At 40.3% G+C, this 16,695-nt stretch carries 7 protein-coding genes; 1 reads left to right on the top strand and 6 read right to left on the bottom strand.

Going from position 1 to position 16,695, the window contains the following annotated elements; all coding sequences use genetic code 11:
- Positions 1 to 11 precede the first annotated feature (11 nt).
- The 3 genes from CJ263_RS14420 to CJ263_RS14410 form a co-directional block, all read right to left on the bottom strand.
- On the bottom strand, positions 12 to 1,958 hold the full coding sequence (locus CJ263_RS14420; protein WP_094997921.1) for an OmpA family protein: 1,947 nt from the start codon (positions 1,956 to 1,958) through the stop codon (positions 12 to 14).
- Positions 1,959 to 1,967: 9 nt separating this feature from the next.
- Entirely contained in the window at positions 1,968 to 2,870 is a 903-nt protein-coding gene (locus CJ263_RS14415; protein ID WP_229702429.1) for a PorP/SprF family type IX secretion system membrane protein, read from the bottom strand.
- A 63-nt stretch (positions 2,871 to 2,933) separates the two neighbouring features.
- Entirely contained in the window at positions 2,934 to 6,194 is a 3,261-nt protein-coding gene (locus CJ263_RS14410) for an Ig-like domain-containing protein (protein ID WP_094997919.1), read from the bottom strand.
- A 301-nt stretch (positions 6,195 to 6,495) separates the two neighbouring features.
- Here CJ263_RS14410 and CJ263_RS14405 point away from each other — a divergent pair, with 301 nt between their 5' ends.
- Entirely contained in the window at positions 6,496 to 8,085 is a 1,590-nt protein-coding gene (locus tag CJ263_RS14405) for a peptide chain release factor 3 (RefSeq protein ID WP_094997918.1), read from the top strand.
- Positions 8,086 to 8,119: 34 nt separating this feature from the next.
- Here CJ263_RS14405 and CJ263_RS14400 read toward each other — a convergent pair whose 3' ends face one another.
- Genes CJ263_RS14400 through rpoB form a run of 3 tightly spaced genes read right to left on the bottom strand, consistent with a single transcriptional unit; the run spans position 8,120 to position 16,658 of the window.
- Complete coding sequence (locus CJ263_RS14400) at positions 8,120 to 8,434, bottom strand: DUF3467 domain-containing protein (protein ID WP_094997917.1); 315 nt, start codon at positions 8,432 to 8,434, stop codon at positions 8,120 to 8,122.
- 58 nt (positions 8,435 to 8,492) lie between these two features.
- Positions 8,493 to 12,791 carry a DNA-directed RNA polymerase subunit beta' gene (rpoC, locus tag CJ263_RS14395; protein WP_094997916.1) on the bottom strand — a complete coding sequence of 1,433 codons (4,299 nt, stop codon included), beginning with the start codon at positions 12,789 to 12,791 and terminating at the stop codon, positions 8,493 to 8,495.
- Positions 12,792 to 12,848: 57 nt separating this feature from the next.
- On the bottom strand, positions 12,849 to 16,658 hold the full coding sequence (rpoB, locus tag CJ263_RS14390) for a DNA-directed RNA polymerase subunit beta (protein ID WP_094997915.1): 3,810 nt from the start codon (positions 16,656 to 16,658) through the stop codon (positions 12,849 to 12,851).
- Between the last annotated feature and the right edge of the window lie 37 nt (positions 16,659 to 16,695).

The raw sequence follows: 16,695 nt of genomic DNA, 5'->3' as shown, positions 1-16,695 counted from the left end.
ATTACCTAATTTTATTCAAAAATTATGAATTCCGATCTTCTGTTGACATCGTGTTTGGCAGCAGAACATGGAATACCATCGGAACATTCGTTCAACAGTTTTGTTTCCCCAAAACCTTCACTTAACAGCCGGTCCTTGGAAATCCCCTTGTTCACCATATAGTTCACCGTAGATTCTGCTCTTTTTTGAGAAAGCCATAAATTATATGCAGCAGGCCCCCTACTATCCGTATGGGAGTTGACCTTGATTTTTAAACTAGGATATTTTTCCATGGCGGCAATTACCTTTTCTATCTCTACTTCCGAGTCTTTTCTAATATTGTATTTATCAAAATCAAAATAAATCGTACTTAATTGCAACAATTTTGCCAAGTCGTCACCATAACCGGCCGTTATCCGATCTCTTTCCAAATAAAAATCGATGATTTTTGGTTTCCCATCCGATACGCCAATATATTCCTCATGTGGGGTATATCCCTCCATTAAAGCTCTCACAAAATTCCCTTGATTGCAATCCAAAACCAAACTATAGGTTCCCTTGGAATCTGTAATCGTTGATAATAGCTCCTCATTGTCCTCATTGATCACCTTCACCGTAGCACCTACTAAAACCTGATTGGAAATCTTATCCCTTACCGTACCTGTTACCTGTTGAATGCAATCAAAAACCAAGGGTTCATTTTCAACGAAAGCATATATGTCATCATATCCCATTCCCCCATCCCTATTGGAGGCAAAATAGCCCTTTTTGTTTTCCTCGTTAAAAATAAATGTAAAATCATCCTTGACGCTGTTCACCGGTTCACCAACGTTCATAATATTTCCGCTAAAATCCTTACGCTTTATTTTTGTGCCAAAAACATCCAAACCACCCAAACCTGGATGTCCATCTGAAGAAAAATAGAGTATTTCCTCTTCCGTTACAAAGGGGAATGTTTCTCTTGCTTCCGTATTTATATTGCTTCCCAAGTTGACGGGAGGACCAAAAGTTCTGTCCTTATTAATCTCTACCATGAATATATCCGAAGCACCTAAAGTTCCCGGCATATCCGATGCAAAATATAAAGTCTTTTCATCTGGACTCAAAGCAGGGTGCGCCACCGAATACGAATCGCTGTTGAAAGGAAGTTCCTCAACTTCGCCCCATAGACCATCATCCATCATAACAGCCCTAAAAATCTTAAGACGAACAATACCCTCCTCGTCCTTTTTATATTTACCTTCCACAAGATTATTCCTAGTAAAATATAAAGTTTGACCATCCTTAGTTGTGATTGAGGTAGACTCATGCAAACGCGTATTCACATAATCATCCAACTTGAGGACCTTGTTAAGAGATGCGCTATCAGCATCCACTTTATATAAGTCCAAAAAATCCTTGCCATTCCATGTATGTCTATTTCTAGCAAAGTTCCCTGTGTCCCTATCGGAAGAAAAAATGAGCCCCTGTTCATAAAAGGACGGAGCAAAATCTGAATATGCCGAATTATAACCAAAGGAACTCAATTCATATCTACCCGAATTCTTTTTAATGTCCGCCAAATAATCCTCGTCACTCTTAAACTCCTTGGCCCTTACATCATTGGAAGTGATTTGGGAAAACTTGCCCATTATCTCATTGGCCCTAGCATATTGTTCCAATGATTTTAGCGTTTGGGCATATTTGAAATAATCTTCGGCAGTTACTTCCGATTGAAATTCATTTACCAGTATATCAAAGGTTTCACCAGCTTCCTTATACTCAGCATTATAGTAATAGGAATTACCCAATTTTCTCAATAAATCTGCCGAAACGTAGCCTTTGTCCAAAACCTTTTTATAAATATCAATGGCGGGACTGAAGGAATACTCCTCATACTTTTCATTTCCCTTTTTCAAAAACCGTTCCTGGGCAAATGAAATTCCAGTAACCAATTGTGTGCCTATTATCAAGAAAAGGATATGTACTTTTTTAAACATGTGCATATTTTAAAAGAATCGAGGTGATACCAAACGTTGAAAAGATCTGACCAACTCAAACCTTAAAAAGACTTCAAAAGAACCGTCATTAAACTGGGTTCCTCCAAGTTCTGTGGTTTCCCTATCATAAGCCAATCCTAACATAAATTGTTCGGATATTTGAAAACCGACCAACGCACTTACTGCAGCATCCCATCTGTATGCCGCACCGAAGGTAAATTTATCATTGAACATAAAATTGGCCGAGAGATCCACCTGTAAAGGAGCCCCTCCCACAACCTTGGTCAAAAGTGCTGGTTTAAATTTTAGATTCCCGTTCAAGTCAAAAACATATCCAGTTATCAGGTAAAAGTTTATTCTTTCCTTTGATAAGAACTCAAGTGCATTGGCATCCGTTTGGGAATTATCAAAATGTTCTGTCTGTAATAGATTGGGAGCGGATAGACCTACATAAAAATTATTGGTATGATAATACATTCCCAATCCAAAATTTGGCGAAAACCTATTTTCGATATTATCCGTACTTACCGGTTCCGCATCAAAATTTCTTAGTTTATTAAAATCAAGGCTCAAAATATTGCCACCAGCCTTCAATCCAAACGATAGTTTGGCCTCCCTTGAAACCTCTATAGTATAGGAGACCATGGCATCCAAATAGGTTTCCTGTACCGTTCCATTACCTATCTCATCGTTTACAATTGACACCCCATAACCCAATTTGCTATTTCTTATCGGTGAATGTAAATTAAGTGTAAAAGTACTTGGGGCACCTTCCAGACCAACCCATTGAGAACGGTATAGGCCAGCCATACTCAATTGCCCCCTTGATCCTACATAACCAGGATTAACAGTCATGGTATTATACATGTACTGCGTATATTGGGCATCCTGTTGGGCATTTGCTTCATTCATAAAAATAGAAGCAAATGCTAAAAAAATAAGGCCCTGATAATTGATTTTCATATAGTTAAGCTTTTATCGGCTGATGTAAATATACTCACTATCCACAAAATTTTCCCCGTCCAATGTAGTATAGTTGAATATGTAAAAGTATACCCCAGAAGGCAAATAATCCTCTACGCTTAGCGTTGAACGACCCCGGGAGCGACCATCGAACACGTTGTTTTGATTGTTATAATTTTCTCCTTCATATACCGCTACTCCCCATCTGTTAAAAATTTTCAAGGTACTTTGTCTTATATTCTCCGTACCTCGAATAAAGAGAAAGTCATTTCGCCCGTCTGCATTAGGGGTTATTAATTGGTTTACTTCTACTTTCTGGGCAATGGACTCCTCTACTAAGATACTCACTGTAGCCGTATCACAGTTTCCTTCGGAGTCACACACCGTATACTCTAAGCTGTCCGTTCCATTAAAGTTTTCATTGGGAGTATAAACGACGATATCATCCGTGATATCGTCCGGGGTTCCGCCATTGTTTATTTCCACTATTCCATTTGCAGGATCAGTTACAGTAAATTCACCATCTACCGGAATTCCAGTATCATTGGCCAAAACGTCTATATCTATGGACGTGTTGTGAGGGGTAGTAACTTCGTCATCGACGACATCCAACATCTGTGGCGTACCCACATTTATAGTTACTGTAGCGGTATCACAGTTACCTTCCGTATCACAAACCGTATACTCAAAGGTGTCCGTTCCGTTAAAACCGGCATTGGGAGTATAAACTACTATATCGTCTGTGATATCGTCCTGTGTTCCGCCATCGTTTATCTCCACTATTCCGTTGGCAAGATCGGTTACGGTCAATTCACCATCCGTTGGAATTCCAGTATCGTTGGCCAAAACGTCTATTTCTATGGTCGTGTCCTCAGGCGTAGTTACTTCGTCATCGACAACATCCAACACTGGAGGTGTACCTACAGTTATCGTTACGGTAGCCGTATCACAGTTTCCCTCGGTATCGCAGACCGTGTATTCAAAGCTATCCGTTCCGTTAAAACCAGAATCGGGGGTGTAAACTAAAATATCGTCCGTGATGTCGTCCGGTGTTCCGCCATCGTTAATCTCCACTATTCCGTTGGTTGGCTGGGTTACAGTAAGTTCTCCGTCTGATGGAATATTCAAGTCATTCTCTAATACATCAATCTCCGTTGTAGTATCCTCAGGGATTGCGGCCTCATCGTCCACAACGTTAATTAGGTCTATCGTTGGATCTAAGTAATCAGGTGTTCCATCACCATCCGTGTCGTCATTAGTGGGGTCATCATCACCATCAGGATCCTCATCGGGCGTGTTGATGCCGTCCCCATCATCGTCCAAATCGCGATAGTTCACGTCCTCGGTTCCGTCTGTATCCGGTAAATCATTCGCTGGGTCATCTATTTCATCATTTACGTCGAAACCATCGTTCACGTCACTGCCTTCATAGCCGTCGTCCAGTCCGTCACCATCGGTATCGATACCCGTAAAGGTCTGGTCCGGGATACCGTCAAAATTGAAGTCGTTCCCCTCGTTGTTGTCCGGTACCAAATCATTATCCGAGTCGTTGTCAAGGTAATCCAATTCATCGGTACCGTCCGTATTGACAGGGATAAGTCCACCGGGGTAGGCACTGTTCACACCTTCATTACTTAGATAAGTTGCCTCATCGTCATCGTTCGGTGCTATATAGCCGTCCGTGGTCTGTGCCTCCACATTGTCCGGGATTCCGTCATTATCACTGTCTATATCCAAATGGTTTGGATATCCATCGCCGTCCGAATCCAAAGGATTTGTCAACGGGTCATCGTCAATGTCCAGATTCGGGTCCTCCACTGTATCCAAAATTCCATCATTATCATCGTCCAAATCTACGCTATCGGGAACGCCGTCCCCATCCGTATCCGTTCCTGGAGAATCGGGATCTAAATAATCAGGAGTTCCATCGTTGTCCGTATCGTCATTAGTCGGGTCCCCATTACCGTCAGAATCCTCATCGGGAGTGTCGATGCCGTCTCCATCGTCATCCAAATCACGATAGTTCACGTCCTCTGTACCGTCCGTGTCAGGAAGGTCGTTGGCAGGGTCATCAATCTCGTCGTTGACGTCGAAACCGTCGTTCACATCGCTGCCTTCATACCCGTCGTCCAGTCCGTCACCGTCGGTGTCGATACCGGTAAAGGTCTGATCCGGGATACCGTCAAAATTAAAGTCGTTCCCTTCGTTGTTGTCAGGTACCAAATCGTTATCCGTGTCATCGTCTAGGTAATCCACTTCATCCACACCGTCCGTGTTGACGGGTGTAAGCCCTCCTGGATAGGCACTGTTCACCCCATCATTACTAAGATAGGTGGCCTCATCGTCATCGTTGGGAGCAACATAACCCGATGTGGTCTGCGCTTCAACATTGTCCGGAATACCATCGTTATCGCTGTCGATGTCCAAATGGTTTGGATATCCATCGCCATCCGTATCCAAAGGATTTGTCAACGGGTCATCGTCACTGTCTAGATTCGGGTCCTCCACCGTATCCAAAATTCCATCGTTATCATCGTCAAGATCTACACTATCGGGAACACCATCGCCGTCCGTATCGATAGTAGCACAAACATCCGGCTTAAGATACAAATGGACCCAGTTTTCCAAATTTGCAGACGTAGTAAAAAATCTAATTGAACTAACATTCTTATCCGAATACCATCTTGCAGCCTCAGGAAGGAAAAAAGAGTTACTAGAAATATTTTCAACATAATACTCGTTTACGTTGGTAACAGATTGAACTGTATTTGGCAAATCATCAGTGCTCAACATGTAATCAACATTATCCAAGGCCTCGATTCCATCCCGCTTATGAGCCTGCAAGTACCTTGAATGTTCTGCGATTACATAAACGGGAACTGTCCCTGAAAAACTGAAAACCAAAGAATTGTTTTGGTCAACAGAAAAGAAATTCCCATAAACATTTTGATTCCCAAAACTGACAGATACAATAACACTTCCCTGTGGCAAGTTCCATTTGCTACTAATATCCTGTACAAATTCCTCATAAATGTTATTCTGATTTAACTCAGAAATGTAAAAATCCGTAGTAAACAATTCCAAAAACTGATATTCGTTACAATCATTATAGTTACCCTCCAACGTTCCTCCATCAGAATTTTGGTTATCTAGTTTGAAGCCAATTCCAAAATGGGCGTTTACGGTAAGAAAACCAAATAAGAACGCGAAAAGAATCGTCCAATGTTTCGACTTAGAAACAAATAATTTATTGCATAGATTTTTTACGTGCATAATGATAAGTTTTAAAACATATCACCTCAGCATGTAAGTCAAAGGGGGTAGGATTTGGGATTCTCCTATTGGGAAATTACACGCAAGATACATTCTTAAAATGCAAGTATTGTTTAATTCGGATAAGTTGTTAATAAATCTCCATAAACTGTGAAAAAATACTTACATACTCCCTAAATATAGTCTTTAAGGCAATATTTAACTTTAAAAGTCATCATCCTGTTTAACCAAAATCATTAACAAATGCATCCCATTTACAAAGTGGTCAATTTAGCTTATTTTTGCCGCAAATTTTGACCGAATGAGTTTCAAAAAAGAAATTGAAAGAAGAAGGACTTTTGGTATTATTTCGCACCCAGATGCCGGTAAAACTACACTTACTGAAAAATTATTATTATTTGGGGGAGCCATTCAAGAAGCTGGTGCTGTAAAAAACAACAAAATAAAGAAAACGGCGACAAGTGACTTCATGGAAATTGAAAGGCAGCGAGGAATTTCCGTGGCTACTTCCGTTTTGGCCTTTATTTACAAGGATAAAAAAATCAATATTCTCGATACTCCCGGACACAAAGATTTCGCAGAGGATACTTTTAGGACCCTGACCGCGGTAGACAGCGTAATTGTAGTCATTGATGTGGCAAAAGGTGTGGAGGAACAAACTGAGAAGTTAGTGGAAGTTTGCCGCATGCGTAAAATTCCCATGTTGGTTTTTATAAACAAACTGGACAGGGAAGGACAGGATGCTTTCGACCTACTGGATGAACTCGAACAAAAACTTGGACTTTCAGTAACTCCATTGAGTTTTCCTATAGGTATGGGATACGATTTTAAGGGTATTTACAATATTTATGAAAAAAACATAAATCTATTTAGCGGTGACAGCAAAAAGAATATAGAGGAAACAATTGCCTTTGATGATATTGAAAGTCCTGAATTGGAAAAAATAATCGGTACAAAAGCAGCCGAAAATCTCAGAGACAACCTGGATTTGGTGTGGGGAGTGTACCCAGACTTCGAAAAGGAACTTTATTTAAAAGGGGAACAGCAACCGGTATTCTTTGGTTCGGCATTAAATAATTTTGGGGTAAGGGAATTGCTGGATTGCTTTATAGAAATTGCTCCTTTTCCAAAGGATAAAATGGCCGAGGAGCGATTGGTAAAAGCCGATGAAAAAAACCTGACAGGATTCGTATTTAAAATTCATGCCAATATGGACCCTAAGCACAGGGATCGTTTGGCATTCGTGAAGGTAGTTTCCGGTACGTTTGAGCGCAACAAACCCTATCATCATGTGCGGTTGGACAAGAATTTGAAATTTTCCAGTCCCAATGCCTTTTTTGCCGAGAAAAAAGAAATTGTAGACGTCTCCTATCCAGGGGATATTGTAGGACTCCATGATACCGGGAATTTCAAAATCGGGGACACCTTGACCGAAGGAGAAGTTTTACATTATAAAGGTATTCCCAGCTTTTCACCCGAGCACTTTCGGTATATAAACAATGCTGATCCCATGAAGTCTAAACAGCTTTATAAAGGAATTGACCAATTGATGGATGAGGGTGTAGCTCAGTTGTTTACTTTAGAAATGAATGGTCGAAAAGTAATCGGAACAGTTGGTGCATTACAATTCGAAGTAATCCAGTATCGGTTGGAACACGAGTATGGCGCAAAATGCAGTTATGAGAATTTTCCAGTATATAAAGCCTGTTGGGTGGGGACAGATAATACTAAAAGCGATGAGTACAAGGAATTTATCCGGGTAAAGCAAAAGTTTCTGGCCAAGGACAAAAGGAATCAGTTGGTGTTTCTGGCCGATTCTCAATTCTCCCTACAGATGACACAGCAAAAATATCCTTCAGTAAAACTATATTTTACTTCTGAACTAGAATAAAAAAGTCCCGCTTTAAAGCGGGACTCTTCTTTTCTTATGCCTCTCCTGTAGGACCAAAATTTAAGGGTATGGTCGGTTGTTCATAATCCTTAATGGTACCATGGGCCTTTTCAAATCGTTGTACATTATCGTTTAATGCCTTTAAAAATTTCTTGGCGTGCTGGGGCGTCAATATAATTCTACTTTTGACCTTTGCCTTTGGAGCACCGGGCATCATACTAATAAAATCAACTACAAATTCTGAAACTGAGTGATTTATAATGGCCAAATTCGAGTAGATACCCTCAGCCGTTTTTTCATCCAACTCTATATTGATTTGTTTCTGATTTTGATTTTTATTTTCGCTCATACTACGTACAAATGATATTAGAAATAAAAAACCCTCATATGCATGAGGGCTTTTAATATTAGAATCTTAAGGCTTCTTTTCTAGCCATGATTTCATCGTATTCTTCTTTAGATCCTACGATTATGTTCTCATAGTCCCTCATACCAGTACCTGCCGGTATTTTGTGCCCTACGATTACATTTTCTTTCAGACCTTCCAAAGTATCCACTTTACCACTAACGGCCGCTTCATTCAATACCTTGGTTGTCTCTTGGAAGGAGGCCGCTGATATAAATGACTTGGTCTGCAACGAAGCTCTCGTGATACCTTGCAGTATAGGAGTTGCTGTTGCAGCAACTGCATCCCTTGCTTCTACCAATGCCTTATCATTTCGTTTAAGAACCGAGTTTTCATCCCTTAGCTCTCTTAGAGTAACGATTTGACCTGGTTTAAGGTTTTCAGAATCACCGGCTTCCATTACTACTTTCTTACCAAAAATCTCATCATTTTCAATGATAAAATCATCTTTATGAATCAATTGGTTTTCCAAGAAAATAGTATCTCCCGGATCTTCTATTCTTACTTTACGCATCATCTGTCTAACAACAACCTCAAAGTGCTTGTCGTTAATCTTTACACCTTGTAAACGATATACTTCCTGCACCTCGTTAACCAAGTATTGCTGTACAGCCGATGGACCTTTGATGGCCAAAATATCCTCTGGAGTAATGGAACCATCGGAAAGTGGCATACCAGCTCTAACGTAGTCATTTTCTTGAACAAGAATCTGGTTAGATAGTTTTACCAAATATTTTTTTATCTCTCCCAATTTGGATTCGATAATGATTTCTCGGTTACCCCTTTTAATCTTACCGAAAGAAACAACACCGTCAATCTCGGAAACAACAGCCGGATTAGAAGGATTACGTGCTTCGAACAATTCGGTTACCCTTGGAAGACCACCGGTAATATCCCCTGCCTTGGCAGACTTACGAGGTATTTTAACCAAGATTTTACCCTCTTTGATTTTATCTCCATCGTCCACCATAATATGCGAACCAACAGGAAGGTTATAGGAACGTAATGTTTCTCCTTTACTGTCTTGGATAAGCAACATTGGTATCAATCTCTTATTTCTAGATTCAGAGATTACCTTTTCTTGGAAACCAGTTTGCTCATCTATCTCAACTTGATAGGTAACACCTTGCTCAATATTCTCATAGGCAATCTTTCCTGGGAATTCGGAAACGATAACTCCGTTATATGGATCCCATGAACAAATCAAATCTCCTTTTTGGATTTTAGCCCCATCTTCGATGAAGAGCTGTGAACCATAAGGAATATTATTTGTACTTAGGGTGATACCCGTTTTACCGTCTACTACCTTAATTTCAGATGTTCTAGAAATAACGATATCTACTGGCTTACCATCAGAGTTTTCACCTTTGACCGTTCTTAGGTCCTCAATTTCTGCAATACCGGAGAATTTAGCCTCAAGCTTATTATCCTCGGATATGTTTCCTGCAATACCACCCACGTGGAAGGTACGCAATGTCAACTGAGTACCGGGCTCACCAATGGATTGGGCAGCAACAACACCAACAGCTTCACCTCTTTGTACCATTTTATTAGTAGAAAGGTTTCTACCATAACACTTGGCACAGATTCCCTGTTGCGCCTCACAAGTCAATGCAGATCTTACCTCTACCGTTTCTACAGGAGAAGCCTCAATTTTCTTAACATCGGACTCCATGATTTCCTGACCGGCAGTCAATAATAGCTCCTCAGTGATTGGATCGTAGACATCATGTAATGACACACGTCCTAAAATACGCTCCCCTAAGGTCTCAACGATTTCTTCATTCTTTTTAAGTGCCTGAACTTCAACACCTCTTAAAGTTTCACAATCTTCTATATTGATAATAACGTCCTGTGAAACGTCCACCAAACGACGTGTAAGATAACCTGCATCCGCCGTTTTAAGGGCAGTATCCGCAAGTCCTTTACGTGCACCGTGTGTGGAGATAAAATATTCAAGAATTGAAAGACCTTCCTTAAAGTTAGAAAGAATAGGGTTTTCAATAATTTCACCACCCCCGGCAGTAGATTTTTTAGGTTTCGCCATCAATCCGCGCATACCTGTCAACTGACGAATCTGCTCTTTGGAGCCCCTCGCACCAGAATCCAACATCATATATACCGAGTTGAATCCTTGTTGGTCTTCCCTAATACGCTTCATCGCCAATTCTGTCAACATGGCATTTGTAGAAGTCCAAACATCGATTACCTGATTATAACGCTCGTTATTGGTTATAAGACCCATGTTATAATTGGCCATAATACCATCGACCTGGCCATTGGCATCGGCAATCATATCATGTTTCTCCGCTGGAATGATAATATCACCTAAACTAAAGGACAATCCACCCTTAAAGGCGAAATCGTATCCCATAGTTTTAATCTTATCCAAGAAATCGGCAGTCGTAGGCACATCAGTAACGGATAAAATATCCCCGATAATATCCCTTAAGGATTTCTTGTTCAATACTTTATTAATATATCCGGCAGCTTCAGGCACTTCCATATTGAACAATACCCTTCCTACAGTAGTTGGAATGATTTGGTATACCAGTTCTCCCTCTTCATTAAAATCTTTGGCCCTAACCTTAATTCCTGCATTCAAGGCTACTTTACCTTCATTGAAAGCAATTTCAACCTCTTCCGCAGAATAGAAAGTTAACCCTTCTCCCTTTACAGGTGCCTCTGGAGTGGATATACGCTCTTTAGTCATATAATAAAGACCCAAAACCATATCCTGGGAAGGTACCGTAATTGGAGAACCATTTGCCGGGTTCAAAATATTATGGGAGGCCAACATTAACAATTGAGCTTCCAAAATAGCTTCTGGTCCCAATGGCAAGTGAACAGCCATCTGGTCACCATCAAAATCCGCGTTGAAGGCTGTACATACCAATGGATGCAGACGAATTGCTTTACCTTCTATTAATTTTGGCTGAAACGCCTGTATACCCAAACGGTGCAATGTAGGAGCACGGTTCAACAATACAGGGTGTCCTTTCAATACATTTTCAAGAATATCCCAAACAACAGGTTCTTTCTTATCTATAATCTTTTTGGCAGACTTAACGGTCTTTACAATACCCCTTTCAATCAATTTTCTAATGACAAAAGGTTTGTATAGCTCAGCAGCCATATCTTTTGGAAGACCACATTCGAACAATTTCATTTCTGGTCCAACTACGATAACCGAACGTGCCGAATAATCCACACGTTTACCCAATAGGTTCTGGCGGAATCGTCCTTGTTTACCTTTCAAGGAATCTGAAAGCGATTTTAATGGTCGGTTAGACTCCGTTTTAACCGCTGAAGCCTTTCTGGTGTTATCAAAAAGTGAATCAACAGCTTCTTGAAGCATACGTTTCTCATTTCTAAGAATAACTTCAGGAGCTTTTATCTCTACCAATCTTTTTAGACGGTTATTTCTGATAATTACCCTTCTATATAAATCGTTCAAATCGGAAGTCGCAAAACGACCACCATCTAAAGGAACCAATGGACGTAATTCTGGTGGAATTACCGGAATCACTTTCATGATCATCCACTCGGGTAGGTTTTCACGATTATCCTGAGATTCCCTCAAAGCCTCAACCACTTGAAGTCTTTTTAAAGCTTCGGTCTTTCTTTGTTTTGAAGTCTCCGTATTTGCCTTATGTCTCAATTCAAAAGAAAGGTCCTTCAAATTGATTCTTCCCAAAAGATCGATCAAACACTCGGCACCCATCTTTGCGATGAACTTATTTGGATCGGTATCCTCCAAGTATTGATTCTCCTGTGGAATGGATTCCAAAATGTTCAAATACTCCTCTTCGGTCAAGAAATCCATTTTCTGAATTTCCTCACCCTCAGGTCCTTTTGCAATACCGGGTTGAATTACTACATATCTTTCATAGTAAATGATCATATCCAATTTCTTGGAAGGAAGACCTAGCAAATAACCGATTTTGTTAGGCAAGGAACGGAAATACCAAATGTGGGCAACCGGAACTACCAAATTGATGTGACCTACTCTATCCCTACGTACCTTTTTCTCAGTAACTTCTACACCACAACGGTCACAAACAATACCACGGTAACGGATTCTCTTATACTTACCACAGGCACATTCGTAGTCCTTTACAGGTCCGAATATACGCTCACAGAACAATCCGTCACGTTCTGGTTTGTGCGTTCTATAGTTAATTGTTTCAGGCTTTAGAACCTCACCTCTGGACTCTGCCAAAATTGCTTCCGGCGAAGCCAATCCGATTGAAATTTTATCAAACCTTTTTACTTGATTATTATCTTTTATTCTAGCCATAATAGCGTACTGATAATGATTTTAATTGTGTTTAAAATAGCCTCTTAAGACCAGTGCTTATTCTTCCAACCTAATATCCAAACCTAATCCCTTAAGTTCGTGCATCAGTACATTGAAAGATTCTGGTAAACCAGGTTCCGGCATAGTCTCACCTTTTACGATGGACTCATAGGTCTTAGCCCTTCCGATAACATCATCCGACTTCACGGTCAATATTTCACGTAAAGTTGCCGAAGCACCGTAAGCCTCCAAGGCCCAAACTTCCATTTCTCCAAATCGCTGACCTCCAAACTGGGCTTTACCACCTAATGGTTGTTGCGTAATTAAAGAGTATGGTCCTATAGAACGTGCGTGCATCTTGTCATCTACCATGTGACCAAGTTTCAGCATATAGATAACACCTACAGTAGCAGGCTGATCAAAACGTTGTCCCGTTCCTCCATCATACAAATGAGTATGTCCAAATCTAGGGATACCGGCTTCATCCGTATACGCATTGATTTCGTCCAGAGAAGCACCATCGAAAATCGGAGTAGCAAACTTTCTACCCAATTTTAGTCCGGCCCAACCCAATACGGTCTCATAGATCTGACCAATGTTCATACGGGAAGGTACACCAAGAGGGTTCAACACAATATCTACTGGTGTTCCGTCTTCCAAGAATGGCATGTCCTCTTGACGCACTATTCTAGAAACGATACCCTTGTTACCATGACGACCTGCCATTTTATCACCTACTTTAAGCTTACGTTTTTTGGCAATGTAAACTTTGGCCAATTTCATGATACCTGCAGGCAATTCATCACCTACGGAAATAGTAAACTTATCCCTTCTTAGGTTACCTTGAAGGTCGTTCAATTTAATCTTATAATTGTGAAGTAAGTCCGCTACAGAATTATTGGTATCTGCATCCGTAGTCCAACTTCCACCAACCAAGTGGGCAAAGTCATCAACAGAATTCAGCATCTTCATGGTGTACTTCTTACCTTTTGGTAATACTTCCTCACCTAAATCATTTAATACACCTTGAGAAGTTTTACCATTTACCAAAGTAAATAGCTTTTCTACCAAGATATCCTTTAACTCTTGGAACTTAACTTCATATTCCAATTCCAATTTGGATAGTTCCTCCTTATCTTCGGAACGCCTCCTCTTATCCTTTACGGACCTGGAGAATAACTTCTTATCTATTACGACACCTCTAAGAGATGGTGAAGCTTTTAAAGAAGCATCCTTCACATCACCGGCCTTATCACCGAAGATAGCACGTAACAATTTCTCCTCTGGAGTAGGGTCTGATTCTCCTTTTGGAGTAATCTTACCAATTAAAATGTCTCCAGGTTTCACTTCCGCACCGATACGAATCATACCGTTTTCATCCAAATCTTTTGTTGCTTCTTCCGAAACGTTTGGAATATCATGTGTAAGTTCTTCAGCTCCTAGTTTAGTATCCCTAACCTCTAAAGAATATTCATCAACGTGGATAGAAGTAAATATGTCCTCTCTAACCACTTTTTCAGAAATCACGATAGCATCCTCAAAGTTATATCCCTTCCAAGGCATGAACGCTACGGTAAGGTTTCTACCCAGTGCCAATTCTCCTTTCTCAGTTGCATAGCCCTCACACAATACCTGACCTCTCTTGACCCTATCACCTTTCTTAACGATAGGCTTTAAGTTGATACTGGTACCTTGGTTTGTTTTTCTAAACTTCACCAAATAGTATGTTTTTTCATCTTCATCAAAAGAAATTAATCTTTCTTCGTCCGTTCTATCATACTTGATGATGATTTTCTGGGAATCCACATATTCTATAACTCCGTCCCCCTCGGCATTAATCAATACCCTAGAATCTGAAGCTACTTGTCTTTCCAAACCAGTACCAACGATTGGTGATTGCGGTTTTAAAAGTGGAACTGCTTGGCGCATCATGTTTGATCCCATCAAGGCCCGGTTCGCATCATCATGCTCCAAGAAAGGAATCAGGGATGCCGAAATAGATGCAATCTGGTTTGGTGCAACGTCCGTATAGTGAATCTCAGCTGGATCTACTACCGGGAAGTCGCCTTCCTCCCTTGCAATAACCTTATCAGTATCAATTTGTCCATTTTCCTTCAATGGAATGTTTGCCTGGGCAATTTTCATTCCCTCTTCTTCCTCTGCACTTAAATAGACATAATTCTCCAAATCAACTTTGGAATCTTCCACCTTTCTATACGGTGTTTCCAAAAAGCCCATTGGGTTTACCTTGGCAAAAACCGAAAGTGAAGAAATCAAACCAATGTTCGGACCTTCAGGAGTTTCAATAGGACAAAGACGACCATAATGTGTGTAGTGAACGTCACGTACCTCAAAACCTGCTCTTTCTCTTGAAAGACCTCCAGGTCCTAGTGCCGATAATCTCCTTTTGTGCGTAATCTCCGCCAATGGATTCGTTTGGTCCATGAACTGAGATAACTGGTTGGTACCAAAGAAGGAGTTGATAACAGAAGACAAAGTCTTTGCATTGATCAAATCAATTGGGGTAAATACCTCATTATCACGAACGTTCATACGCTCACGAATGGTTCTTGCCATACGTGCAAGACCAACACCAAATTGAGAAGACAATTGTTCCCCTACAGTCCTAACACGACGGTTGGAAAGGTGGTCAATATCATCAATCTCCGCTTTGGAATTGATAAGCTCTATTAAATATTTTATGATGGTAATGATATCTTCCTTGGTCAAGACCTGCTTGTCCATCCCTATATCAAGACCTAATTTCTTGTTCATTCTATAACGACCAACCTCACCTAAGTTGTAACGTTGATCAGAAAAGAACAATTTATCAATAATGCCTCTTGCCGTTTCCTCATCGGGCGGCTCAGCGTTACGTAATTGTCTATATATATGCTCAACAGCCTCTTTTTCAGAGTTTGTTGGATCTTTTTGAAGCGTATTGTGGATAATGGCATAGTCAGACTGTGCATTGTTCTCCTTATGTAATAGAATCGTTTTTACATCTGCTTCCAAAATTTCTGCAATATGCTCTTTTTCAAGAACCGTATCACGATCTAATACGATTTCGTTTCTCTCGATGGAAACTACCTCACCAGTATCCTCATCAACGAAATCCTCATGCCAAGTATTCAATACCCTTGCGGCAAGCTTACGACCTAAAACTTTCTTAAGTCCGGCATTGGAAACTTTTACTTCCTCGGAAAGATCAAAAATTTCCAAAATATCTTTATCCCTTTCAAACCCAATTGCTCTAAATAAGGTTGTTACGGGTAATTTTTTCTTTCTATCGATATAGGCATACATGACACCATTGATATCGGTAGCGAATTCTATCCAAGATCCTTTAAAAGGAATTACCCTGGCAGAATATAACTTGGTTCCATTGGCATGGAAAGATTGCCCAAAGAAAACACCAGGAGAACGGTGCAACTGGGAAACAACAACCCTTTCCGCCCCATTAATTACGAACGTACCACTAGGAGTCATGTAAGGAATAGTTCCTAAATAAACATCCTGTACGATAGTTTCAAAATCTTCGTGTTCCGGATCGGTACAATATAATTTCAATCTAGCCTTTAAGGGAACACTATAAGTAAGACCACGCTCAATACATTCTTGGATGGAATATCTTGGCGGATCGATAAAATAATCTAAAAATTCCAGTACAAACTGATTTCTAGTATCAGTAATTGGAAAGTTTTCCATGAAGGTGTTGTACAATCCCTCATCACCTCTTTGATCAGATTTAGTTTCAAGTTGAAAAAAGTCTTGAAAAGATTTAATCTGAATATCCAAGAAATCCGGATATTGCGGAGTGTTCTTAGCGGATGCAAAATTTATTCTTTCAGTCTGATTTGTGAACATCTACGGACAGTGTTTTGATCGTGAGTACTATTGGGGT

Origin of the sequence: Maribacter cobaltidurans (assembly GCF_002269385.1) — a bacterium.
GTDB classification, from domain to species: Bacteria; Bacteroidota; Bacteroidia; order Flavobacteriales; family Flavobacteriaceae; genus Maribacter; species Maribacter cobaltidurans.
This window is presented reverse-complemented; position numbering and strand designations above follow the sequence as displayed.